The sequence below is a fragment of the Curtobacterium sp. PvP017 genome (assembly GCF_054060195.1).
The window spans coordinates 112140-135756 of record NZ_JBSSCY010000006.1 but is presented as its reverse complement, the minus strand read 5'-3'; the positions used below and the strand labels follow the sequence as shown (position 1 = coordinate 135756).

Genomic DNA, 23617 nt, shown 5'->3' with positions numbered 1-23617 from the left:
CGAAGCCAGCACCACATCTACCAGCATTGCCCCTGAACTTCAAGTAGAGGTTGAGGGTTCAACCGGAGGCCTGACTGACGTGACCACGAACCACAACTACCTCGCCGTCATCAAGGTCGTCGGTGTCGGCGGCGGCGGCGTCAACGCCGTCAACCGGATGATCGAACTCGGCCTCCGTGGCGTCGAGTTCATCGCGATCAACACCGACGCCCAGGCGCTGCTGCTCAGCGACGCCGACGTCAAGCTCGACGTCGGCCGCGAGATCACCCGCGGTCTCGGCGCCGGCGCGGACCCCGAGGTCGGCCGTCGTGCCGCCGAGGACCACGCCGAAGAGATCGAAGAGGCCCTCGCGGGTGCCGACATGGTCTTCGTCACCGCCGGTGAGGGCGGTGGGACCGGCACGGGTGGTGCGCCCGTCGTCGCCCGCATCGCCAAGTCCATCGGCGCGCTCACCATCGGTGTCGTCACGAAGCCGTTCAGCTTCGAGGGCAAGCGTCGTCAGTCGCAGGCCGAGAACGGCGTCGCCGGGCTCAAGGACGAGGTCGACACGCTCATCGTCGTGCCGAACGACCGCCTGCTCGAGATCAGCGACCGCGGCATCTCGATGGTCGAGGCCTTCGCCACCGCCGACCAGGTGCTCCTCGCCGGCGTGCAGGGCATCACCGACCTCATCACCACCCCGGGCCTCATCAACCTCGACTTCGCCGACGTCAAGTCCGTCATGCAGGGTGCGGGTTCCGCGCTCATGGGCATCGGTTCGTCGCGGGGCGCCGACCGCGCCATCAAGGCCGCGGAGCTCGCCGTGGCGTCGCCGCTGCTCGAGGCCTCGATCGACGGCGCGCACGGCGTGCTGCTCTCGATCCAGGGTGGCTCGAACCTCGGCATCTTCGAGATCAACGACGCCGCCCGTCTGGTGCAGGAAGCCGTGCACCCCGAGGCGAACATCATCTTCGGTGCGGTCATCGACGACACCCTCGGCGACGAGGTCCGCGTGACCGTCATCGCCGCGGGCTTCGACGGCGGCGAGCCGGCGCAGCAGCAGAAGGAGCGTCGCTCGAGCTACGTCGACCCCGAGTCGAGCGCGACGGCCCCCGTCGCCGCGTCGACCGGTGCGATCGAGGACTCCAGCACGTCGAGCCCGTCCTGGGCCTCGCAGGAGCACCAGCCGCCGGTGCAGCGCGCCGCCGACCCGGCGTTCGACGACGACGACGAGCTCGACGTCCCCGACTTCCTGAAGTAACCGTTCCATGGCAGGTGATCCGCGCCTCCCGTCCTCGTCACCAGACGACGGACTGGAGGCGCGTCTCGCGTCCGTCCGGACCGGCATCGCCGACGCGGCGCGCGCCGCAGGGCGCTCGGCGGACGACCTCACCCTCATCGTCGTCACGAAGTACCACCCGGCATCCCTCGTCCGGGCCCTGGCGTCGCTCGGGGTCACCGACGTGGGGGAAAACCGCCACCAGGAGGCGCAGGCCAAGGCCGCCGAGCTCGACGACCTCGCCCTGACCTGGCACTTCGTCGGGCAGCTGCAGTCGAAGAAGGCGCGGCAGGTCCGTCGCTACGCGCACGTCGTGCAGTCGCTCGACCGGACCTCGGTGGTGGACGCCTTCGCGCCGACCGAGGCCGAACCAGAGCCGCCGGTCATCGACGGCTTCGTGCAGGTCAACCTGACCGACGACCCCGGCCGCGGCGGCGTGCAACCGGACGACGTCGAGGCGATGGCCACACGCGTGCTCGAGACCGGCACGATCCGGCTGCGGGGCGTGATGGCGGTCGCGCCCCTCGACGAGGAGCCCCGCGCGGCCTTCGCACGACTCCGGACGATCTCCGAGCGGGTCGTGTCACTCGCACCGGGCGCCACCGACATCTCGGCCGGCATGAGCGGCGACTACGCCGACGCCGTGCTCGAGGGCGCGACACACCTGCGGATCGGCACCGCAATCACGGGAAATCGACCGGCGGCACCCTAGCCTCGTTGCAGGGCATCCACGTGCACCAACCTCCGGAGGAACCATGGCCAACCCGCTGAAGAAGACGATGGTCTACCTCGGCCTCGCCGACGAGGAACTCGACTACGAGGACGAGCAGCCGCAGCAGGCTGCCCCCGCGCGGCAGCAGGCCCCGGAGGCGAAGGCAGCCGCGCCACAGGAGTCGGCCGCCCCGGCGGACGCTCCCACCGCCGCGGCTCCGGCCGCGGCCCCGGCCGCCGCTCCGGCGCCCAAGACGCACACCCACCAGCGCGGCGCCCAGGTCACTCCGCTCCGCCGCTCGCACACGACCGCACAGAAGGCGACCCCGGTCCAGGAAATGAACGAGATCCTCACCGTCCACCCGCGCGAGTACAAGGACGCCCAGTCCATCGCCGAGAGCTTCCGCGACGGCATCCCCGTCATCATCAACCTCTCGCAGATGACCGAGAGCGACGCCCGTCGCATGATCGACTTCGCGTCCGGCCTGTCGCTCGGCCTGTACGGCAAGATCGAGCGCGTCACGAACAAGGTCTTCCTCCTGTCGCCCGCACACGTCGCAGTGAGCGGTGAGCCGGCTGAGGTAGAGTCCGACATCGAGGCGAACTTCTTCGCCCAGTCCTGAGCCGCCCGCGGCCACCCGCCCGTGAGCGTCGTCGCATGACGCCGCTCGCCCGAGACGAGCGAGCCCCATCGTGTCCGTGATCCTAGGGATCATCTCCCTCGCCCTCCTGCTGTACTTCTTCGTGATGTGGGGGCGGTTCGCGCTCGACCTCGTGCAGAACTTCAACCGGTCCTGGCGACCGCGCGGTGGACTGCTCGTGGTCTCCGAGTTCGTCTACACGATCACCGACCCGCCGATCCGCGCGGTCCGGCGGGTCCTGCCGCCGCTCCGCATGGGGCCGGTCGCACTCGACTTCGGCTGGACGATCGTCATGCTCGTCGTGATCATCGCACGGGTCGTCGTCAACGGCATCGCCGTCGCGGTCTGACCCGATCCAGGTCCTTCCCGGGCCGATCCCGACCCGCGACACGCGCCGCGCCGACAGCGCGGTCATCGTTCCGGTCCGTCGTCGGTGTACGGTGGTCGGGATCGATGCTCGCCTCCGGCGCGGCATCCGCACCACAGGGCGCGACTGGTAGATTCGGTCGCGACGCAAGTGGTTCCACACGTTCAGCAGTTCTATTGAGGTGACGGCAATGGCTTTGACGCCGGAAGACGTAGTCAACAAGCGGTTCCAGCCGACGAAGTTCCGCGAGGGCTACGACCAGGACGAGGTCGACGACTTCCTCGACGAGGTCGTGGTCGAGCTGCGCCGCCTGACCGCGGAGAACGACGAGCTCCGCCAGCGCCTGCAGGCGGCCGAGTCCGCTCCGCAGTCGGCGCAGACCGAGCAGCCCGCTCCGGCGGCCGAGCCCGAGCCGGAGCCCGTGCCGGCCCCGGTCGAGGCGGCTCCCGAGCCCGCTCCGGTCGCAGCGGCCGCCCCGGCGACCACGGTCCCGGCGGACGAGGACACCGAGGGCACCACGAACCTCCTGACGCTCGCGCGCCGTCTCCACGAGGAGCACGTCCGCGAAGGCATCGAGAAGCGCGACGCGCTCATCGCCGAGGGCACCGCCCAGGCAGCGCGTCTGGTCTCCGAGGCCGAGGCGAAGCAGCGCCAGATCATCGCCGACACCGAGAACACGAACCGTCAGCGTGTCCAGGTGCTCGAGCAGGAGCAGCGCCAGCTCGAGGGCAAGATCGACGAGCTCCGGACGTTCGAGCGCGACTACCGCGCCCAGCTCAAGAGCTACATCCAGGGGCAGCTCTCCGAGCTCGACTCCTCGAACGAGCAGTCCGGTCTCACCCCGGCGCCGGCATCGGCGCAGGGCTTCGGCAACTGACGTTGTCGCGACCAGCAACACGAGCGAAGGTCAGTGTCCGCGCTATCGCGGCACTGGCCTTCGCCGCTGTCGTGGTGGTGGCGTTCGACCAGGTCGCCAAGGCGCTGGTCGTCGCGAACCTGCCCTACGGCACCCCCGTCCCGGTCCTGGGCGGGGCGCTCCAGTTCCTGTACGTGCGGAACCCCGGAGCGGCGTTCTCCTTCGCGGTGAACATGACGTGGGTGTTCTCGGTCATCTCGGCCGCGGTCGTCGTCGCGATCATCATCTACTCCCGCCGGATCCGCTCGATGTGGTGGGCCGTCGTGCTCGGCATGCTGCTGGGCGGTGCGCTCGGCAACCTGATCGACCGACTCTTCCGTGAACCCGGTTTCGGCCGAGGCCACGTGGTGGACTTCATCTCCACCCCGTGGATGATGCCGGCGATCTACAACGTCGCCGACTCGTTCATCTGCATCAGCATGGTGGTCTTCGTGCTGCTGGTGATCCTCGGGGTGAACCTCGACGGGTCCCGCACGGTCTCGGCGAAGCGCGCGGCGCAGGCGGACACGACGGAGCCGCTCGACGGCGGGGCCGCTTTCTCGGTCCCCGCAGCGGACGCGGGATCGTCCGCAGCGGACGCGACATCGCCCGAAGCCGGCGTGGGATCGCCCGTCGCCGACGTGGCGGAGCCGGAGCGGGCCTCCCGTCCGGACCGTCGCGACACGCTGGGGCACGACGCCACGTGACCGAGTCGCGTTCACTCCCCGTCCCCGACGGGCTCGCCGGCGAGCGTGTCGACGCCGCCATCGCGAAGCTCCTCGGGTTCAGCCGGTCGTTCGCGGCCGACGTCGTCGCAGCCGGCGGGGTCCGGGTCGACGGTGTCCCCGTCGACAAGTCGGACCGCCTGCACGCCGACTCGTGGCTCGAGGTCGAGTGGTCCCCGAAGGAGCCGCCACGCATCGTGCCGGCGGTCGTGCCGGGGATGACGATCGTGCACGACGACGAGGACATCGTCGTCGTCGACAAGCCCGTCGGCGTCGCCGCACACCCCTCGCCCGGTTGGGACGGTCCGACCGTGCCCGGGGGTCTGGCGGCCGCCGGCTTCACGATCGCGACCTCGGGTGCCGCGGAGCGCGCGGGCATCGTGCACCGCCTCGACGTCGGCACGTCCGGGCTGATGGTCGTCGCGAAGACCGAGCTCGCCTACACGCACCTCAAGCGTGCCTTCAAGGAGCGCACGGTCGAGAAGGTCTACCACGCGCTCGCGCAGGGGCACCCCGACCCGACCTCCGGCACCGTCGACGCCCCCATCGGCCGGCACCCGTCGAGCGACTGGAAGTTCGCGGTCACCGCCGACGGCAAGCCGAGCGTCACCCACTACGAGACGCTCGAGGCGTTCCGCTCGGCAACCCTGCTCGAGGTGCACCTGGAGACCGGGCGCACCCACCAGATCCGCGTGCACATGGCGGCGACGCGCCACCCACTGGTCGGCGACACGATGTACGGCGCGGACCCGGCGCTCGCGCAGGAGCTCGGGCTGACGCGCCAGTGGCTCGACGCCGTGCGCCTCGGGTTCGACCACCCGCGCACCGGTGAGTGGGTGTCGTTCCGGGCGGAGTACCCGGACGACCTGCGCCTCGCGCTCGACCGGATCCGCGCCGCCTCGTCCTGACGCGGGCGCGCGCCGGCCCCGCTCGGTCGCTTCGTCCGTCCGTGTCGTGTCGCCGCGTGGTCCGTCGAGGTTCCGAAATCTCGGCATGTCGGCGCGCTCGGCACCGGTTCGTGGAACCTCGGCGATGCGCGGGCGGCATGTCGTGGAACCTCAACGGGGGCGCCACGGGCGTGTCGCGCGCGGGCTCCGGCCGGGAGGCCCGTCTCGGCCCCGCCCCGTGCCTCCCGCCCGCCACGCGCGGACTCCACCGCCGAGGGGCCACGATCTGCACACCTCGCGCCCGCCACACGTCGGTTCCTGCACCCTCGCCGGACTGCGTGCGGCGTGTCGTGCGACCTCGGCGGGAGACCGCTCCGACGCGCGCGGGTTTGTCCTCGGTCGCGGTTAGGCTGTTCGCGTCCCGCAAGCAGCTCGTTCGACCGGAGGTTCCGTGGCGGATTCCGACTCCTTCGTCCACCTGCACGTGCACAGCGAGTACTCGATGCTCGACGGCGCGGCCAGGCTCGGCGACCTCGTGCAGGAGACCGCTGCGCAGGGCATGCCGGCCGTGGCGGTGACCGACCACGGCAACATGTTCGGCGCCTTCGAGTTCTGGAAGGCCGCCAAGGCCGGCGGCGTGAAGCCGATCATCGGGACAGAGGCGTACATCACGCCCCGGACGCACCGCACCGACAAGACCCGTGTGCGCTGGGGCGACGGCGGTGGCGACGACGTCTCCGGCGCCGGCTCGTACACGCACATGACGATGTTCGCCGAGAACACCACGGGCATGCACAACCTGTTCCGGCTGTCGTCGAAGGCCTCGCTCGAGGGCTACTACTTCAAGCCGCGCATGGACATCGAGCTGCTGCAGGAGTACCACGAGGGCATCATCGCCACGACGGGCTGCCCCTCGGGCGAGGTCCAGACGCGCCTGCGCCTCGGCCAGTACGACGAAGCCGTCAAGGCCGCCGCCGACTACCGCGACATCTTCGGCAAGGAGAACTACTTCGCCGAGGTCATGGACCACGGGCTCGAGATCGAGCGCCGGATCATGAGCGATCTCATCCGGCTGGCGAAGGACCTCGACATCCCGCTGGTCGGCACGAACGACCTGCACTACACGCACTCGCACGACGCCAAGTCGCACGCCGCCCTGCTCTGCGTGCAGTCGGGCTCGACACTGAACGACCCGAACCGCTTCAAGTTCGACGCCGACGAGTTCTACCTGAAGTCCCCGCAGCAGATGCGGCACGTCTTCCGCGACAACCCCGAGGCGTGCGACAACACCCTGCTGATCGCCGAGCGGTGCAACGTCGAGTTCGACACCTCGGCCAACTACATGCCGAAGTTCCCGGTGCCCGAGGGGGAGACCGAGCACTCCTGGTTCGAGAAGGAGGTCGCGAAGGGGCTGGAGTACCGGTACCCGGGCGGCATCCCGGCCGAGGTCCAGGAGCGTGCCGACTACGAGGTCGGCATCATCAACCAGATGGGGTTCCCCGGGTACTTCCTGGTGGTCTCCGACTTCATCCTCTGGTCGAAGAACAACGGCATCCGCGTCGGCCCGGGCCGTGGTTCCGGTGCCGGGTCGATGGTCGCCTACGCGATGCGCATCACCGACCTCGACCCGATCCGCCACGGGCTCATCTTCGAGCGCTTCCTGAACCCGGACCGCGTCTCGATGCCCGACTTCGACGTCGACTTCGACGACCGGCGCCGCGGTGAGGCGATCAAGTACGTCACCGAGAAGTACGGGTCCGAACGCGTCGCGCAGATCGTCACGTACGGCACGATCAAGGCGAAGCAGGCGCTGAAGGACTCCTCGCGCGTGCTCGGGTTCCCGTTCGGCATGGGCGAGAAGCTCACGAAGGCCATGCCGCCGCCCGTGATGGGCAAGGACATCCCGCTCACCGGGATCTTCGACAAGGACCACCCGCGCTACAAGGAAGCCGTCGACGTCCGCACCGTGGTCGAGACCGACCCCGAGGCGAAGACCGTCTTCGACACCGCTCTCGGACTCGAGGGGCTGAAGCGCCAGTGGGGCGTGCACGCGGCCGGCGTCATCATGTCGAGCGACCCGCTCATCGACATCATCCCGATCATGAAGCGGGAGCAGGACGGCCAGGTCGTCACGCAGTTCGACTACCCGGCAGCGGAGTCGCTCGGCCTGATCAAGATGGACTTCCTGGGGCTCCGCAACCTCACGATCATCAGTGACGCCCTCGACAACATCAAGAGCAACCGTGGCATCGAGCTCGACCTCGAGACCATGGGACTCGAGGACCCCGAGGCGTACGCGCTCCTGCAGCGCGGTGACACGCTCGGTGTCTTCCAGCTCGACGGTGGACCCATGCGTGGGCTGCTGCGCCTGATGAAGCCCGACAACTTCGAGGACATCTCCGCGCTCATCGCCCTGTACCGCCCGGGCCCCATGGGTGCGAACTCGCACACGAACTACGCCCTCCGCAAGAACGGCGAGCAGGCGATCACGCCGATCCACCCGGAGCTCGAAGAGCCGCTGTCGGAGATCCTCGGCGGCACCTACGGCCTGATCATCTACCAGGAGCAGGTCATGGCCATCGCGCAGAAGGTCGCGGGGTTCTCCCTCGGCCAGGCGGACATCCTCCGCCGCGCGATGGGCAAGAAGAAGAAGTCCGAGCTCGACAAGCAGTACGCGGGCTTCGAGAAGGGCATGCAGGACAACGGCTACTCGGCCGCGGCGATCAAGATGCTGTGGGACATCCTGCTGCCGTTCTCCGACTACGCGTTCAACAAGGCGCACTCCGCCGCGTACGGCGTCGTGTCGTTCTGGACCGCGTACCTCAAGGCGCACTACCCGGCCGAGTACATGGCGGCGCTGCTCACCTCGGTGGGCGACGCCCGCGACAAGCTCGCGCTGTACCTGAACGAGTGCCGCCGCATGGGCATCAAGGTCATGCCGCCGGACGTCAACGAGTCGATCGGTTTCTTCGCGGCCGTCGGTGAGGACATCCGCTTCGGCATGGGCGCGATCCGCAACGTCGGGTTCAACGTCGTCGACGACATCGTGAAGGCCCGTACCGAGAAGGGTGCGTTCGAGTCGTTCCACGACTTCCTGCGCAAGATCCCGATCTCGTCGGCGAACAAGCGCACGGTCGAGTCGCTCATCAAGGCGGGTGCGTTCGACGAGTTCGGCGACTCCCGCCGCGCCCTGGTCGAGATCCACGAGGGCGCGGTCGAGGGCGCCGTCAAGGTCAAGCGCGACGAGGCCCACGGCAACGTCGGCTTCGACTTCGACTCCCTGTTCGCCGAGGTCGCCGAGGAGTCGCCGGCCACCGGTCCGGTGTCGCAGGTGCCCGACCGTCCGGAGTGGTCCAAGCGCGACAAGCTCGCGTTCGAGCGCGACATGCTCGGGCTCTACGTCTCGGACCACCCGCTCGCGGGGCTCGAGATCGAGCTCGCGAAGCACCAGTCGATCACCATCGCCGACCTCATCGCGGCCGACGACTCGATCGAGGGTGAGACCGTCACGGTCGCGGGGCTGCTGACGAGCGTGCAGCACCGGGTGGCGAAGACGAGCGGCAACCCGTACGGCATCGTCGACATCGAGGACTTCGGCGGCCAGATCGGCGTGATGTTCCTCGGCAAGACCTACCAGGAGTTCGGGCCGTCGCTCGTGGCCGACTCGATCGTGGTCCTGCGCGGTCGTGTGAACGTCCGCGACGACGGCAAGGCCCTGCACGCGGTGAGCATGTTCCAGCCGGCGATCGGCGACGCGATGGGCTCCGGCCCGCTCACGTTGTCGCTGCCGGAGCGGCAGGCGACCACGTCCACCGTGACGGAGCTCGCAGCCGTGCTCGGACGGCACCAGGGGGAGACCGAGGTCCGGCTGAAGCTGCTCAAGGACGACGTCGCGCGCACGTTCGAGCTGCCGTTCCCGGTGAACCTGACACCCGACCTGTTCGGCGAGCTGAAGAGCCTGCTCGGGCCGCGGTGCCTGGTGTAGCAGGGGTGTGAGCGTGGCCGGACACCGGATCTTCGGGACGCCCTTCGCGGCGGTCTACCCGCACTACCTCGCGAAGGTGGAGCGGAAGGGCCAGACGAAGGCCGAGCTCGACACCGTCATCCGGTGGCTGACCGGCTTCGACGAGGCGGCGCTCGCGCGACACCTTGCCGATGAGACCACGTTCGAGGACTTCTTCGCCGCCGCGCACTTGCACCCGAACGCGCCGCTGATCACCGGCGTGATCTGCGGTGTGCGCATCGAGGAACTCGACGACCCGCTCATGCGGCAGATCCGGTACCTCGACAAGCTCGTCGACGAGGTCGCGAGGGGCCGCCCGATGACGAAGGTGCTGCGGAGCGCGTGAACGGCACCGAGCTGGTCGCTCCCGACGCCGGAGCGCTGCACGCGTTCGGTGTGGGAGCGTCCACGCCGGTGCCGCTCACGGGCGGGCGCGGACTGACCTGGCGCGCGGGCGGCGTCGTGCTCCGTCCGCACGACGGCCCGGCGGTGACCGACTGGCGTGCCGACCTCCTGGCCGAGCTCGAGCACTCGGCGGGGTTCCGCACACCCCGACCCGTGGCCACCCACGACGGGAGCTGGCGGTCGGGGGACTGGGAGGCCTGGGAGTTCGTCGCCGGTCGAGCCGACGAGTCCCGCGTCGAGGACGTGGTCCAGGCAGGCCGTGCCTTCCACCGCGCGGTCGCCGGCGTCGATCGACCAGCGTTCCTCGGCACGGCGTCCACCACCGGAGCCGCCACGGCCCCGTGGGCCCGTGCCGACCGGATGGCGTGGGGCGAGGAACCGCTGCCGACGGACCCCACCCTCGACCGGCTCGCGGCGTCGTTCCGTCCGGTCCACTCGCCGTCGCAGCTGGTCCACGGTGACCTGCTCGGCAACGTGCTGTTCGCCGAGGGGTCCGCACCGACGATCATCGACTGGCCGCCGTACTGGCGTCCGGCGGCGTTCGGCACCGCGATCGCGGCCGTCGACGCGGTGTGCTGGCACGGCGTCGCGGTCGAGCGACTCGACACGCTCGGAGCCGGTGAGCCCGAGTGGCGGCAGCTGCTGGTCCGGGCCCTCGCGTTCCGCATCGCGACGCTGCACCTGTTGGGTGCGTGGGACGCGACGAGCGTCGGACGCCACCGTCCGGTCATCGACGCGGTCGTCTGACGGGAGGCCCGTGGCGGGGCCGCCACGGGCCTCCCGTCAGCAGGGGCGTCGTCTCAGGCGCCGCGCCCGGTGATCGCGCGGATCCGCGCGACGATGCGTGGGTTCCGGGCCCCGAAGCTCAGGGCCGTGAGCCGGCGGAGCGACACGGTCGCCCGGTGGACGAGCAGACCCGTCGCCTCGGCGATGTCCGAGACGGCGTGCCAGCGCGCGCGGAGCGATGCGGGGTCGATCTCGGTGTCGGCCGCCATCCGGATCAACTCGACGAGTCCGTCGCCGCCGCGCCAGGACGTGCTCTGGTTCTCGAAGCGACGGAGGATGCGGTCGATCGCCGACGCACGGTGGTTCGCGACCGCGTGCGACCATCGGATGTCGTGGGAGACCGGGTCGACGAGGATCCAGCGCGGCGCGTTGGCGTTGAGCGCGGACAGCTGCGCGAAGGTCGTCAACGCCCCGAGCGCGACGGCCACGTCGAAGATCTGGCGAGGACGGCCGCCGACGGCGATGAGGGCTCCGGGGAACGCCTGCCGTGCCGACCGGATCTGCGCCTTCGAGACGATGACCGTGACGACCACGTCGTCCGCCGCAGCCGCGAGGGTGTCACGGACACGTGCCACGACCTCCGGGGTGATCTCCGTCGGCAGGTGCAGGGCCACGCGCACGACGTCGTCGTCGGGCAGTAACGCGTCGGCGAACACGTCGACGGCGTCACGGTAGCGGGCGAGGAACAGCGCGACGGCCCCGGCGTAGAACGGGTACCGCTCGAGCAGGATGCGCTCGTGCTCCAGGCGGAGTGAGGGGCCGCGGTCGCCGCTGAAGCTCGTCGAGCCGGTGTGCAGGACGAGCGCGCGGTTCGCCAGCACCGACGTGTAGCCGTGCTCGTTGATGCGCAGGCAGAAGTCGTTCTCCTCGCCGTAGCCGGGGGAGAACACCTCGTCGAACAGGCCGAACCGGTCGATCACCTCGCGCCGGATGAGGAAGCAGAAGCCCATCGCCACGGGCGAGACCGTGTGCCGGGGGAGCAGGTACTTCGTCCGGCCGTGCAGCTCGCGCGTGCGGCGCGGGGGCAGCGTCGCCCGGGGGTTGCGCCGGGCGTAGGGGAACGACGCGATGGTCGCGTTGTCGCTCCGGGCACACACCACCCCGATCGCGTCGTCGGACGCCAGCACGGCGGTCATCTCGTCGAGGAAGCCCGGCATCGGCACCGTGTCGCTGTTCAGCAGCAGGACGTCGTTGCCGGTCCGGTCGAGCTCGAGGACGGCGCGGTTGCAGTTGCCGACGAACCCGAGGTTGCGCGGGTTGCGGGTGTACTCGAAGCCGGGGTGCTCACCGACGAGTTCGAGGACGCGGGCCTCGATGGCGTCGACGTGGGGTCCGACGTCGTTGGCCAGCAGGACCCGGTCGACCGAGAAGTCGACGGTCTCGAGGAGCGCCTGGATGCAGCGCTCGAGGCCGGGGAGGTCGTCGTAGATCGGGACGACGATCGTCACCGGACGCCGGTCGCGGCTCATCGGCGCACCAGCTTCCGTGCGACCACACCCGGTCGGGCGAGGAGTCGGCCGACCGTCCCGGAGCGGGCGCGAACACGGTTCGCGAGCAGGCCGAGCGCGGCGCGCGCACTCGTGGCGCCGAGCGAGGCGTAGGCACCGGGGAGCTCGAACCAGTACCGCGCAGCCTGGGGGAGTCGGTAGCCCTCGGTGCCGACCAGCGCGACCAGACGTGCGATCGCCGCCGCGTTGTCGTGACCCGCGCCGGTGACCGACGCGAGCCGGTCCGGAGCAGCCGCGCCGTGCCTCCTGGCCGTCTCCGGCTCCGCCGCGTACGTCGCGAGCGCGTCCGTGAGCGCCGTGACGTCGTCGGCGTCCACGAGCACGCCGGTGACGCCGTCGTCGACGAGCTCGGCGCTCCCGCCCTGGCGGGTCGCGACGACCGCCTTGCCCAGGGTCATGTACTCGGCCGTCGTGCGACCGAAGGCCTCGATCGTCGACGGGGTGATGCAGACGTCCGCAGCCTCGATGAACGGGGCGGGCGTGTGCTGCTCGCCCGCGAACACGACACGGTCGGCGACGCCGAGCGCGCGGGCGCGCTCGGTCAGGCGCTGGTCCTCGCCGGGGTGTTTCCAACTGCCGACGAAGCAGACGCTCGCGGCGACCCCGCGCTCGTGCAGCGCACCCAGGGCGTCCACGACACGGTGTTGGCCCTTCGACTCCTCGACACGGCCGAGGACCGTGATCCGGAGGCCGGGCTCGGCCTGTGGGAACGGCGCGACCGCCGGCGTCTCGTCCTTCGAGGCCAGGAGGCGCTCGGTGTCGACCGTCGGGTACGCGACGGAGAGCTTGTCGGTGGGGATGTACTGCGCCAGGTGCTCGCGCATCGCCTCGGAGTTGGTCACGACGGCACCGGACAGCAGGCCGATGTCACCGAGGACACCCGCACGCCCGGTCTGGAACTGCAGCCCGTGGTCGAGGTCGCCGTACTCGCGGACGAACCACGCCTGCGGGATCCCGAGGACCGCGGCGGCGAAGGACGCCCACGGTGCGACGAGGGTGTTCGTGACCACGAGGTCCGGGCGCTGCCGCTCGTACAGGCGGATGATCGCGTTCACCGCGGCGTAGTCGACGGTGGCGAACGCCGCGCGTTCCGCGGCCGGAGCCGGCTGCGGGCTCGGCAGCGCCCACCCGCGGAACCGCAGGGCGTCGTAGGACCAGCCGCGGTCGTCGAGCGCCTCGATGAACTTGCCCTTCGGGGCTTTCGTGACGAAGGTCGGGGTCATCGTCGGGTCGATCGCCAGCCAGTCCTCGACGAACCGGAGGAGGGACCGCTCCGCGCCGCCGAGGTTGACGGGCGCCGTCGAGTGGTTGGCGAAGCTGACGATCACCGTGTCAGCCTACAAACGTTTGGGCGAGTCTTCGTCATGTCGATGCCGCGCGGGTCCGTTCGAACATGCAGAAGACAACGACTGTGCGAGAATGTCTCGTCCCCGAATCCCTGTGAGGAGCGCTCCGTTGCGCCCCGGAGGAGCCAGCACCCGAAGCATGACGTACCTGAACGAGCTCATGTCGTCGCGCGAGTTGCTGGCGAACCTCACCGCCCGTGAGGTCAAGGGCAAGTACCGCCGCACGGTCTTCGGGCAGCTGTGGTCCCTGATCAACCCGCTCGCGACGATGCTGATCTACACGATCGTGTACTCGTTCATCTTCCGGGCGCGGCTCGAGGTCGGCGACCCCAGCGGACTGAGCATCTACCCGCTGTGGCTCATGTGCGGCTTGCTGCCGTGGATCTTCGCGCGCAACGTCATCAACTCCGGGATGACCTCGATCGTGGCCAACGGGTCGCTGATCAAGAAGGTCTACTTCCCGCGGATGGCCCTCCCGATCGCCGCGGTCGGTTCCTTCGGGTTCACCTGGCTGGTCGAGATGGGTGTGCTCCTCATCGCCCTCGCGATCGCCGGTTCGAACTTCTGGGTCTACCTGCCGGTCATCGTCATCACGATGCTGCTCCTGGCCATGTTCTCCTGCGGTGTCGGACTCGTCCTCGCCATCGTCAACGTGCACTTCCGTGACATGCAGCACCTCGTCGGCATCGCGCTCCAGATGTGGATGTACCTGTCGCCGATCATCTACCCGATCTCGCTCGTCGAGGACGCCGCCGACAAGGCGGGGCACCCGTGGATCCTCACGCTGTACCGGCTCAACCCGATCGAGCGGTTCTCCACCGTCTTCCGGAACCTCATGTACGACAACCGATTGCCCGAGTGGGGCGATCTGCTCGCCTGCCTGGTGTGGGCATGCGCGAGCCTGGCGATCGGCTACGTGGTGTTCTCCCGGAACGAGAAGAAGTTGGCGGAACTGCTGTGAACGACGTCGCTGTCTCCGTGGAGCACCTCGCCAAGAGGTTCCGCATGTTCCACGAGCAGAACAACACCCTGAAGAGTGCGGTGATGCGCGGACGGAAGTCGGTCCACGAGGACTTCTGGGCGCTCAAGGACGTGTCGTTCGAAGTTCCTCGCGGAAGTACGTTCGGCTTGATCGGCCGGAACGGGAGCGGGAAGTCGACGCTGCTCAAGTGCCTCGCGAAGATCCTGTACCCGGACCAGGGGCGCATCCAGGTCCATGGTCGCCAGGCGTCGCTCCTCGAGGTCGGATCAGGCTTCCACCCCGAGCTGTCCGGTCGTGAGAACGTGTTCCTCAACGGCTCCATCCTCGGCATGACGAAGAAGGAAGTGACTCGCAAGTTCGACGAGATCGTCTCGTTCGCGGGCGTCGGCGACTTCATCGACCAACCCGTGAAGAACTACTCGTCCGGCATGTACGTCCGACTCGGCTTCTCGGTGGCCGTGGCTGGGACTCCCGACGTGCTCGTGGTCGACGAGGTGCTCGCTGTCGGTGACGCGACCTTCCAGAAGCGCTGCCGCACGAAGTTCCGCGAGATGCGTGAAGAGGGCCGGACGGTGATCCTCGTGTCCCACTCGATGAGCACGGTCCGCGACATGTGCGATCAGGTCGCCTGGCTCGACGCGGGGCAGCTGCGTGGCGCGGGCGACGCGACGCCGGTCATCGACGCGTACAACGCCACGGTCTGATCGAGGTTGCGCCCGTCGGCGATCGTGACCTTTAGTTGACTCAGAATCACCTATGATTCTGCCGAAACTGTTCGTTCCCTTCTGAAACGAGTCTGTCCTGAACACCCGTCTCTCCGGGGAACCGGCCACCGTTCGTCCTCGAATGCTCCGGTCCCTCGGGACGCTCGCTCTGCTCTCGATCGTCGCGATGATCGTCGGGGGAAGCGGTGCCACCGCCTACGCCGCAGCCCCAGCCACCAAGGTGACCGCCAGCGCGAACGCCAGCGGCGTCGCTCTCGGCAAGAACGTCACCATCACCGGGTCCGTGTCGGTGTCCAATCGCCCGGTCACGGAGGACGTGCGCATCGTCGGCATGCCGTCTGGGAAGACGACCTGGGTGCTGATCGGGACGACGCGTTCATCGAGCACCGGGAAGTGGACGTTCGGCTTCACCCCGACCACGAGCTACAAGCTGAAGGCAGAGGTCGTCAAGACCGCCGGCCACGGTGCAGCCGCAAGCGCGTACCTGCCGGTGGCCGTGCAAGCACAGATCTACTCGTCGGTCCCGGCCGCACGCTCGTACGCGGTTGCCGGAGCAGAGAAGTCCGCGAGCGCCGCCGTCTACGCACAGCTCGCGGGTCAACGCGTCAAACTCGTCGTCCTGCGAGGCGGGAAATGGGTCGACTCGACCGTCACACGCGTCGCCAAGGGCGGGACGTTCGTCCTGCCGTTCCGCGTCGCCGCCGGCGACACCGCCATGCGCGTCTACCTTCCTGCTTCCGGCGGTCTCATCTCGAAGCTCGGTCCGGTCCAACAGCTCACCACCGTCGCTTCCGTGGACGCCCTGTCCGCGAAGACGACGTGCGTCGGTGCCGCAGGCGCGCCTGCGACAGCGACGTGCACCAACCGCGCACTCGATGGACTCGCGCTGCCGACGACGGACGCGGCGGGGCTCTCGGCCGACACCGGCGGAGCATTCGCGAAGGGGTGCTGGACGGCGGACGGTACCGCTCTGGTCCCGAGCTGCAGCTACGGCTCGACGCAGAAGACCGCGTACCGGGTCGCGCTGGTCGGTGACTCGCATGCGGCTGGCTACGTCGCCGGCATCCGAAATCGCCTCAGTGCGCGCAACTGGCACCTCGACACGTTCCTCGGCGTCACCTGTCGGTGGTTGGGGCAATCCGCCGGTGACCCCTGCGCGCCACGGTCGGCCGACATCGAGCGACGACTCCTGGCCGGCGACTACGACATGGTGGTCGTCGCAGGGCTCCGTCAGCCCCGCAGTTCCGCGGGGAGCGCGGGGGCCGCAGCCACGTCGGAGGGCTACCGGAGGGCCTGGGCGCCCGTGCTGGCATCAGGGGCAAAGGTCGTGGCCATCGCAGACCAGCCGTACCTCACCGACGAGTTGGTCGCCTGCACCACGACCGGGGGAGCGTTCGCAGCGCAGCAGTGCTCGACGTCGCGCACGTTCGCGCTCGGGGGGATCGATCCGCTCGCGGCCGCCGTGCGGGCCTCGCCCGGCGCGTCGCTGGTCGACCTGACATCGCACTACTGCACGGCTGACGCCTGCCCGCTCGTCATCGGCGGCGTCATCGTCTTCCGAGATCGCCATCACATCTCGGGAACGTGGAGTGCCACACTCGGACCGTACGTGCTGAACGCACTCGACCAGATCAGACGAGGGGCCTGACCATGATGAACCGTGCTCGAGGACGTTCCACGGTCCTGTTGACGGCTGCGGCCGTGGCGTTGGCGGGCCTCGGGCTCGCTTCGCCCGCGACCGCAGCGAGCACTTCGGCGGTGTCGCTCCGGTCGTCGACGACAGGTGCCGCTTACGGACAGGGCATCACCTTGTCCGGCACGGTGCGCAGCGCCAGCGCACCCGTCGCTGCAGCGGTCACGGTCGAGTCGCGTGACCTCGCCAGCACGGGCTCGTGGCGAGCAGTCGCTGCGGTCAAGTCCACGGCGACCGGCACCTGGTCGACTTCGCTGCAGGCACTCAAGGGCGGCCAGTTCCGGGCACGGGCCGCCGTCGGCTCGTCGACGGTCGCGAGTGCGGTGGTGCGGGTCCAGGTCCAGCCACAGCTCTACGATGCGGCGGCGGCGGGAACGGCGGACGTCGCAGTCGGTGCTGTGCGCGAGTTCACCGGTCGGCTCCACGGCGGTCTGGCAGGCAAACGGGTGAAGGTCGAGCAGTGGACCCCGACGGGTTGGACGTTCGCCGGGCAGTCCTACGCGAAGACGGGCGGAGGTGTCTCCATCCCGGTCAAGGTCACTCGTTGGGGTGCCGGCGCCTACCGCATGGTCGTCCCGTCCGGTGACGGACTCATCGTCAAGGCGAGCGGCGTGCTGCGAGCTGGTGCCTACGGGGCCGCGACCGCGAAGCTCGACGACGGCAAGCAGTGCTGGGGTGCCGACGCAGGGGCGACTCCGACGTGCGACGGTTCCCGATGGGGCGACACCATTTCGCCCAAGCCCGCCGAATCCGAGAAGGACACGCAGGGAGCTTTCTCCTGCTACACCTCGGACGTCTCGGTGCCCGTGCCGTCGTGCCGGTACGGTTCGTCCCGTGCGGACGCACTCCGGGTAGCGGTCACCGGGGACTCGCACGGCGCGATGCTCTTGTCGGGTCTGAAAGCGACTGCATCGACGCTGAACTGGCGGGTGGACTCCTTCGTCGGCCGGGGCTGCGTGCTCGCTTCGACGAGTGCAGGGGATCCGTGCCAGAAGCGGCGGACCGACCTCGCGAAGCGGCTTGCGGCAGGCGGGTACGACGTCGTGGTCGTCACTGCCCTGCGAAGTGACTCGGTGGACCCGGCGTCATTCTCCGCCGCGTGGAAGCCGCTCATCGCGAAGGGGACGAAGGTCATCGCCGTGGCTGACGACCCGATGCAGTCCGAGGCCGCCATCTCCTGCGCAGTGGGTTCGAAGACCGCTTCGACCGCAACGAAGTGTGCGACCACGAAGTCTTCGGCCTTCGCGGTGCAGGACCCCTTGCGCGCGGCTGCGGCATCGACGCCGGGTGCAGTGCTCATCGACCAGACCGGCCGCATGTGCGACGCGGCTCGATGCCCCGTGGTCATCGGTCACGTGATGGCCTACCGTGACCGGCACCACATGTCGGCAACCTTCGTCCGAACGCTCGTCCCGTACCTCGTCCAGGAGATGGCAGGCTCGTTGTGAAAAGGCCCTCGATGATCCTCGCGCTCGTCACGGCACTCGTGGTGAGCGCGGTGACTGCGATCGACATCGCGCCGGCGCGCGCGGCCAGCACTGTTCAGTACGGCGTGGGATCGACGTCGCTGGCCAGCCCGTCGGCGGGCGGACGGTACCTCTACGTGTCGACCACCGGCACCGACTCGTACAAGCAGTACTCCCGTGTTCCTTGCCTGAAGGACCCGGCTTCGCGGCCCCCGTACCAGGACGCGTGCCCTGAGCCGAGTGCGACCGCTCCGCTGCGGACGGTGCAGGCGGCCGTGCGCTCGGCTCACGCCGGTGACGTGATCGTGGTTCGATCCGGAACGTACGCGGAGGCGATCGGCTGGGGGATCGAGCGAGGTACCAGTACTCGACCGATCGTGCTGCAGGCGGCTCCGGGCGAGCGGGTCCAGATCAGCGGCACACTCATCATGACCTCGCCCGACTACTGGACGGTGCAGGGAATCCGGTTCCTGTACAACTCCGCTGTCCAGAAGAGCGGGCAGGCAGTCGTGCTCATGTCCGGCGGAGTCGGTTGGACCTTCCGGAACAACGAAGTGACCGGATCGACCGGAGTCGCGAACCTCCTCGTCAACGCGACCACTGCGTCCGGGACGGCCAGTGCGCTCCGCGCGGCGGCGCCACGTGACTTCCGGATCGCTGGGAACTGCATCCACGACAATCGAGCGACCGGCACCCAGGGCACCGATCACAACATCTACCTCATGTCGAGCATCTACTCGACCGGCGGCGTCATCGAGAGGAACCTCATCGCGGGAGCGCCGCGTGGGTCGAACATCAAGGCGGCCGGGAGCACACCGAGCACCGCCAACGGAAGCCCGCGCAACGTGTCGATCCGCTACAACACGATGCTGGCGGCAGCCTCCGGCGTCACGATCGGACTCAAGGCCCAGGCCGTCGTCGCCCAGCGCAACGTGATCGCGCTGCCATCCGGGTCCGGTCCGTACGACGGTGCGGTGAAGACCTACCAGCTCGCGGCCCCGGGGAAGAACGCGGCGACGGACTCGCTCTTGTCGGGCTACGCGAGGCCGGTGTCGGAGGACTACGGAGTGAGCGCGCACCTGTTCACCGCCAGGAACAACACGAAGACGCCGTTCTCGTACACCGGATCCATCGCCAACTGCACCGCGCGCGCGTCGTCGGCGGCTGTGCTCGCGAACTACGGGCAGTACGCAGGATGAGTGCCGCCGAGGGATCGACATCCAGCAGGGCAGGAGACGAGGGTTCCGCTGTCCCTGAGTGCAGTGATGCCCCGCCGACCTCCGCTGAGCTCCGAGACACGGTGGCCCGGCTCGAGCGCGAGGTCGCGAGCCTCCGGAACGAGTTGTTCCCTTCGTCGACGTTCGCTTCGTCCGTCCGGCGCGGCGAACGTGTCCGCGTGGACGAGCGCGTCCGGATGCACAGTTCGGACGAGGCTCCCATCGAGCTCGCGGACGACGTGAACATCTACCGTGGGGCGGAACTCTTCGGGCCGCTCACGATCGGTCGCGGCACCTTCCTCAACCGCGACGTGTACGTGAAACCGGGTGTCACCTTCGGCGTGCGGGTCGCGGTCGGCCCCTTCACTCGGTTCCTCACCGAGGGCCACGAGATCGGGGTCCGGGCGTCGCGAGCTGGCAAGAAGAGCTCGAAGCCGATCAGGGTGGACGACGGCGCGTGGATCGGCGGGGACGTCACGGTGCTCGGTGGTGTGACGATCGGCGCCGGTTCGGTGGTGGCGTCCGGTTCCCTGGTCAACCGGGACGTGCAGCCGAACACGGTGGTCGCCGGTGTGCCCGCGCGGCTCGTTCGGACGATCGGCGCCGAATCGATCCCGAACCCTCCGGAAGCCGATCAGGGCGTTCCGGACGGCCGCCGCCGGCGCTGGCTCTCGCCGCGTCGGTGAACCAATAGGCTTGTCTGTCGTGGAGAACGACTACGCGGAGGACGTCCACGGCGTCCGGGTCGTCCGATGGAACCCCGGTGCCGATGGCGGCGGCCGGGTCGACAACTTCGGAGACCTTCTCGGGCCCCTTCTCACCCGTCGTCTCGTGAGCAGCCCGGCCGAGCAGGACGCGCGCCCGCCGTCCTTGCTCACCATCGGTTCGATCATGCAGTTCGCTGAGCCTGGCGATGTCGTCTGGGGTTCCGGCGTTAACGCGAAACTGCGTCCCCGTCGCCTGGACCCACGGCGGGTGTTCGACGTCCGAGCCGTCCGAGGACCACTGACCGCGGTCGCCCTCGAGTCGGAGGGCAGCAGCGTTCCGCCCTGCTTCGGCGACCCTGGTGTTCTCCTGCCCGCACTGTTCCCGGAGACCGCGGTGTTGGCATCGCCCGAGCGCAAACGACATGCCGTCGTCGTCGTCCCGAACGTGAACGACGTCGGACTCGATGCTGCTGGCGAGCACGTGGTGAGTCCGACCGGAGCGCCTTGGCAGGTGATCGAGGAGTTGCTTGCTGGCGACCTCGTCGTGGGGACGTCCTTGCACGCGATCATCACGGCTGAGGCGTACGGAGTCCCAGCCCGAGCTGTCCGGTCATCGACGGAGAGCCCGGTGAAGTACGTCGACTACTACGAGGGCACCGGGCGCACCGACGTCGTCATCGCGGAGAGCGTCGAGGAAGCGATCGCGCTCGGCGGGGCCGAGGCGCCGGACGTACGGCACCGGACCGCGCTGCTCGAAGCCTTCCCGAGCGAGCTCTGGACAGGCGATCCTCCTCCGGCGTCCATCCCGGTTCGGTCTCTCGCGACGGTGGTGTCCGAGACGACCGAACGTGCGCTGACTGCTCGGCCCGGGGCCACTCTCGATGCCTGGAAGGAGATCGCGCGGAGGATCGCTGTCCCGGTGCTGCGAGACCGAGCCATGGTGCTGGACGACGCCGAACTCGAGCGCGTCGTCAGCGACGTCCGTCGACTCGACGCCGCCGGCATGCTCCAGGGTGTCGACGAGCGTTGGAATCGGACTCGCGATCTGGCGAGGTACCGGCTCGGCGATGCGCTCCGTCGAAGTGCGATCCTGAACGTGCGGGGAGCGGACTCGGTACTCGACCACGTCCAGCGAGCGGGGGACGACGGGCGCCTCGTGGTCGGCGGGAGTCTTCAGCTGCCCGACGGCGGGCTCGACGACTTCACGGTGTCGCTGTTGATCGCGGACGACCGACTCCTCGACCGGCACCCGGTCGAAGACGTCATCTGGGACGAGGTCGAGCCCACCATCGGAACCGTCCGGTGGTCAGCAGAGGTCCCGCTCGCGGAGACGCCGAACGGCGACTGGGTCCTCGTCGTACACATCGACGGTCCTGGTGGATCGCGTGATGTCGTGGTCAGGTCGGCGCCCACGATGACGTTCCCACGCTGGTGGCACGACGGTTCGCCCTACCGGGTCGACCGGACAGGACGAGGGTTCGCCGTCATCCACAAGGAGATCGAAGCATCGTGAGTACGCCGCTCCCGGCACAGGACGACCATCTGCGTCGCGACACGGAACCGCTCCTCTCCGTCGTGATCCCGACCCACGACGTCGAACCGTGGATCGACGAGCTCCTCGGAAGCGTTCTCGAGTGCACCCTCACTTCGATGGAGGTCGTCGTCGTCGATGATCATTCCTCCGACGGAACGTTCGAGCGTCTGACCGACTTCGCGTCGGCGGACCCTCGCGTCCGGGTCGTCCGTGCACACAAGCGAGGCGGCGCAGGCGCTCGCAATGTGGGACTGGCGGTCTCTCGCGGCAAGTACATCGCTTTCGCGGACGGTGACGACATCGTGCCCCCGGGAGCGTACGAGCGCCTGGTCGCATCGCTCGAGGAGTCGGGCTCGGACATAGCGTTCGGCGACTGGCTGAAGTTCTCCTCCGTTCGGACCTGGCAGCCGTCGAAGAACTGGCGTGTGTTCGACGAGTCACGAGCCGAGGCCACGATCACCGACGTGCCAGCGCTGATCCGGGGCCGAGCGGTGTGGAACAAGGTCTTCCGTCGAACCTTCCTGACCGCGATCGGGCTCGAGTTCCCGGAGGTGCCACGGTCGAACGACATCGTGCCGATGACACGCACGTACCTCTCCGCGCGGACCATCGACGTCCTGCCGGACTGTGTCTACCTCTACCGTGACCGGCCCGGCACCGGATCCATGACCTCGCGCGCGGGAGCCGACGCGGCGGCTGTGAGCTACTTCACCCAAGAAGCAGCGTGCGCCGAGCTCGTCTCGGCGCACGGGGACACCGGGCTCGCGAAGACGTACTCATCGCTCGTGTTCGATGCCGATGCTTGGCTCCACCTCAGCCGGTTCCTCCGTTCGGTCTCGTCCGATCGTGTCCGGGCAAGCGGAGCGCTCGCGGCGCTGGAGCACCTGGTGGAAGCCACGCCGCACTGGTCACTACCGGTTGCGACGCCGCACAAGCAGGTGTTGTGGTGCCTGGTCATGGCCGGCGAACTCGACGTGGCGATCCGCTTCAACCGCCTCGAGGAAGATGCCCGACAACGGGACACCTACGACGTGGAGACGCTGGACGCCTGGGTCGACGCCCTTGAGGTCATCGCTCGCCGGACCGATGTCCTGCCCAAGGTGAGTCGCGAACGAATCGTGACGGACGGCTTGGCGACCGTCCTGCTGCACCACGCACGCGATGTCGGACGCGACGCCGTCGACGCGCTGACCGAGCGGGTGGCCGGTGCTGGCCTGGCGGACTCGATCGACCTCGCCGCGGTGAAGCGCGGCCCCGTGCGTCAGGTCGTCCGCGCTCTGCAGCTCCGCGAGCCAGGGGCGGTCTGGCTGATCTCGACCAGCATCCGCACACGACTCGTCGTCGACGACGTTCGCCTCGACAGAACCGGTGCAGTTCTCAGTGGACCAGTCGAGCTGCTGGGTGACGACGTCCGCCTGACGGTCATCGCACGCGCCCAGGGTACGGCGGGGACGTTCCGGATACGACCCGAGGCAGAAGCCGCGAGGTGGTCCGTGGCCGTGCCGTCGCACCGGGTTGCTCTGGGCCGCTGGGACCTTGTGGGCGAGTACGCGATCGGGGCTGCGACGGTCGAGGTCCCGGTCGTCACGGCACGGATGCAGCTCCCGCTTCCCGAACGATTCGACACGCTCCGCGTCCTCGGGGACCGGTCTCGCAATTGGCGGGTGGTCCTGGAACGTCGTCGCGCTGCGGCTTCGCGTGCGGCGCTGAAGGTCGTTCGGCAGGTCGTGCCTCGGCGCTGAAGCCCCCTCTTGAACGGGC

20 protein-coding genes are annotated in these 23617 nt (G+C 69.0%); 18 read left to right on the top strand and 2 right to left on the bottom strand.

Going from position 1 to position 23617, the window contains the following annotated elements:
• Positions 1–79: 79 nt before the first annotated feature.
• From ftsZ to ACVKXF_RS13030, 10 genes are all read left to right on the top strand, one after another.
• Positions 80–1240, top strand: coding sequence for a cell division protein FtsZ (gene ftsZ, locus ACVKXF_RS13075; RefSeq protein WP_111085783.1), 1161 nt, complete (start codon positions 80–82; stop codon positions 1238–1240).
• Between the two features lie 7 nt (positions 1241–1247).
• Positions 1248–1970, top strand: a complete 723-nt coding sequence (locus tag ACVKXF_RS13070; protein WP_456795956.1) for a YggS family pyridoxal phosphate-dependent enzyme — start codon at positions 1248–1250, stop codon at positions 1968–1970.
• Positions 1971–2013: 43 nt separating this feature from the next.
• Positions 2014–2592, top strand: coding sequence for a cell division protein SepF (locus ACVKXF_RS13065; RefSeq protein WP_456795955.1), 579 nt, complete (start codon positions 2014–2016; stop codon positions 2590–2592).
• 70 nt (positions 2593–2662) lie between these two features.
• On the top strand, positions 2663–2959 hold the full coding sequence (locus tag ACVKXF_RS13060) for a YggT family protein (RefSeq protein WP_111085780.1): 297 nt from the start codon (positions 2663–2665) through the stop codon (positions 2957–2959).
• 208 nt (positions 2960–3167) lie between these two features.
• On the top strand, positions 3168–3854 hold the full coding sequence (locus ACVKXF_RS13055; protein WP_340197015.1) for a DivIVA domain-containing protein: 687 nt from the start codon (positions 3168–3170) through the stop codon (positions 3852–3854).
• A 2-nt stretch (positions 3855–3856) separates the two neighbouring features.
• Positions 3857–4579 carry a signal peptidase II gene (gene lspA, locus ACVKXF_RS13050; protein ID WP_456795954.1) on the top strand — a complete coding sequence of 241 codons (723 nt, stop codon included), beginning with the start codon at positions 3857–3859 and terminating at the stop codon, positions 4577–4579.
• A complete protein-coding gene (locus tag ACVKXF_RS13045; RefSeq protein WP_123312945.1) occupies positions 4576–5505 on the top strand; it encodes an RluA family pseudouridine synthase in 930 nt (309 codons plus the stop codon). Before lspA ends, ACVKXF_RS13045 begins: the two co-directional genes overlap by 4 nt.
• A gap of 481 nt (positions 5506–5986) precedes the next feature.
• The gene (dnaE, locus tag ACVKXF_RS13040) at positions 5987–9469 is read left to right on the top strand and encodes a DNA polymerase III subunit alpha (RefSeq protein ID WP_456796046.1); all 3483 of its coding nucleotides are present in this window, start codon (positions 5987–5989) and stop codon (positions 9467–9469) included.
• A gap of 13 nt (positions 9470–9482) precedes the next feature.
• Positions 9483–9833 (top strand): DUF2200 domain-containing protein, encoded by a 351-nt coding sequence (locus ACVKXF_RS13035; protein WP_456795953.1) that lies wholly within the window; start codon positions 9483–9485, stop codon positions 9831–9833.
• Positions 9830–10639, top strand: a complete 810-nt coding sequence (locus ACVKXF_RS13030; RefSeq protein WP_456795952.1) for a hypothetical protein — start codon at positions 9830–9832, stop codon at positions 10637–10639. Before ACVKXF_RS13035 ends, ACVKXF_RS13030 begins: the two co-directional genes overlap by 4 nt.
• Before the next feature lie 53 nt (positions 10640–10692).
• On the opposite strand, the gene ACVKXF_RS13025 is transcribed toward ACVKXF_RS13030, so the two are convergent.
• Positions 10693–12147 (bottom strand): glycosyltransferase family 2 protein, encoded by a 1455-nt coding sequence (locus ACVKXF_RS13025; protein WP_456795951.1) that lies wholly within the window; start codon positions 12145–12147, stop codon positions 10693–10695.
• The gene (locus tag ACVKXF_RS13020) at positions 12144–13514 is read right to left on the bottom strand and encodes a glycosyltransferase family 4 protein (RefSeq protein WP_456795950.1); all 1371 of its coding nucleotides are present in this window, start codon (positions 13512–13514) and stop codon (positions 12144–12146) included. Before ACVKXF_RS13020 ends, ACVKXF_RS13025 begins: the two co-directional genes overlap by 4 nt.
• 157 nt (positions 13515–13671) lie before the next feature.
• Between ACVKXF_RS13020 and ACVKXF_RS13015 the strand changes: the two genes are divergently transcribed.
• The 8 genes from ACVKXF_RS13015 (at position 13672) to ACVKXF_RS12980 (ending at position 23598) form a co-directional block, all read left to right on the top strand.
• Positions 13672–14493, top strand: coding sequence for an ABC transporter permease (locus tag ACVKXF_RS13015; protein ID WP_396290960.1), 822 nt, complete (start codon positions 13672–13674; stop codon positions 14491–14493).
• 44 nt (positions 14494–14537) lie between these two features.
• Entirely contained in the window at positions 14538–15218 is a 681-nt protein-coding gene (locus tag ACVKXF_RS13010; protein ID WP_396290961.1) for an ABC transporter ATP-binding protein, read from the top strand.
• Between the two features lie 142 nt (positions 15219–15360).
• Positions 15361–16887, top strand: coding sequence for an SGNH hydrolase domain-containing protein (locus ACVKXF_RS13005; RefSeq protein ID WP_456795949.1), 1527 nt, complete (start codon positions 15361–15363; stop codon positions 16885–16887).
• Positions 16888–16889: 2 nt separating this feature from the next.
• Positions 16890–18380 (top strand): SGNH hydrolase domain-containing protein, encoded by a 1491-nt coding sequence (locus ACVKXF_RS13000; protein ID WP_456795948.1) that lies wholly within the window; start codon positions 16890–16892, stop codon positions 18378–18380.
• 11 nt (positions 18381–18391) lie between these two features.
• Complete coding sequence (locus ACVKXF_RS12995) at positions 18392–19597, top strand: chondroitinase-B domain-containing protein (RefSeq protein WP_456795947.1); 1206 nt, start codon at positions 18392–18394, stop codon at positions 19595–19597.
• 197 nt (positions 19598–19794) lie between these two features.
• Positions 19795–20301: an acyltransferase gene (locus ACVKXF_RS12990; protein WP_456795946.1), complete on the top strand. Its 507-nt coding sequence runs from the start codon at positions 19795–19797 to the stop codon at positions 20299–20301.
• Between the two features lie 289 nt (positions 20302–20590).
• Positions 20591–21835: a polysaccharide pyruvyl transferase family protein gene (locus ACVKXF_RS12985; RefSeq protein WP_456795945.1), complete on the top strand. Its 1245-nt coding sequence runs from the start codon at positions 20591–20593 to the stop codon at positions 21833–21835.
• On the top strand, positions 21754–23598 hold the full coding sequence (locus tag ACVKXF_RS12980; protein ID WP_456795944.1) for a glycosyltransferase family 2 protein: 1845 nt from the start codon (positions 21754–21756) through the stop codon (positions 23596–23598). Before ACVKXF_RS12985 ends, ACVKXF_RS12980 begins: the two co-directional genes overlap by 82 nt.
• Positions 23599–23617: the final 19 nt, after the last annotated feature.

Coding starts and splice junctions, on each gene's coding strand:
- ACVKXF_RS13065 (WP_456795955.1), top strand. CDS start 2,014: ATGGCCAACCCGCTGAAGAAGACGATGGTCTACCTCGGCCTCGCCGAC.
- ACVKXF_RS13000 (WP_456795948.1), top strand. CDS start 16,890: ATGATGAACCGTGCTCGAGGACGTTCCACGGTCCTGTTGACGGCTGCG.
- ACVKXF_RS13055 (WP_340197015.1), top strand. CDS start 3,168: ATGGCTTTGACGCCGGAAGACGTAGTCAACAAGCGGTTCCAGCCGACG.
- ACVKXF_RS13010 (WP_396290961.1), top strand. CDS start 14,538: ATGTTCCACGAGCAGAACAACACCCTGAAGAGTGCGGTGATGCGCGGA.
- ACVKXF_RS12995 (WP_456795947.1), top strand. CDS start 18,392: ATGATCCTCGCGCTCGTCACGGCACTCGTGGTGAGCGCGGTGACTGCG.
- ACVKXF_RS13005 (WP_456795949.1), top strand. CDS start 15,361: ATGCTCCGGTCCCTCGGGACGCTCGCTCTGCTCTCGATCGTCGCGATG.
- dnaE (WP_456796046.1), top strand. CDS start 5,987: ATGCTCGACGGCGCGGCCAGGCTCGGCGACCTCGTGCAGGAGACCGCT.
- ACVKXF_RS13070 (WP_456795956.1), top strand. CDS start 1,248: ATGGCAGGTGATCCGCGCCTCCCGTCCTCGTCACCAGACGACGGACTG.
- ACVKXF_RS13015 (WP_396290960.1), top strand. CDS start 13,672: ATGACGTACCTGAACGAGCTCATGTCGTCGCGCGAGTTGCTGGCGAAC.
- ACVKXF_RS13025 (WP_456795951.1), bottom strand. CDS start 12,147: ATGAGCCGCGACCGGCGTCCGGTGACGATCGTCGTCCCGATCTACGAC.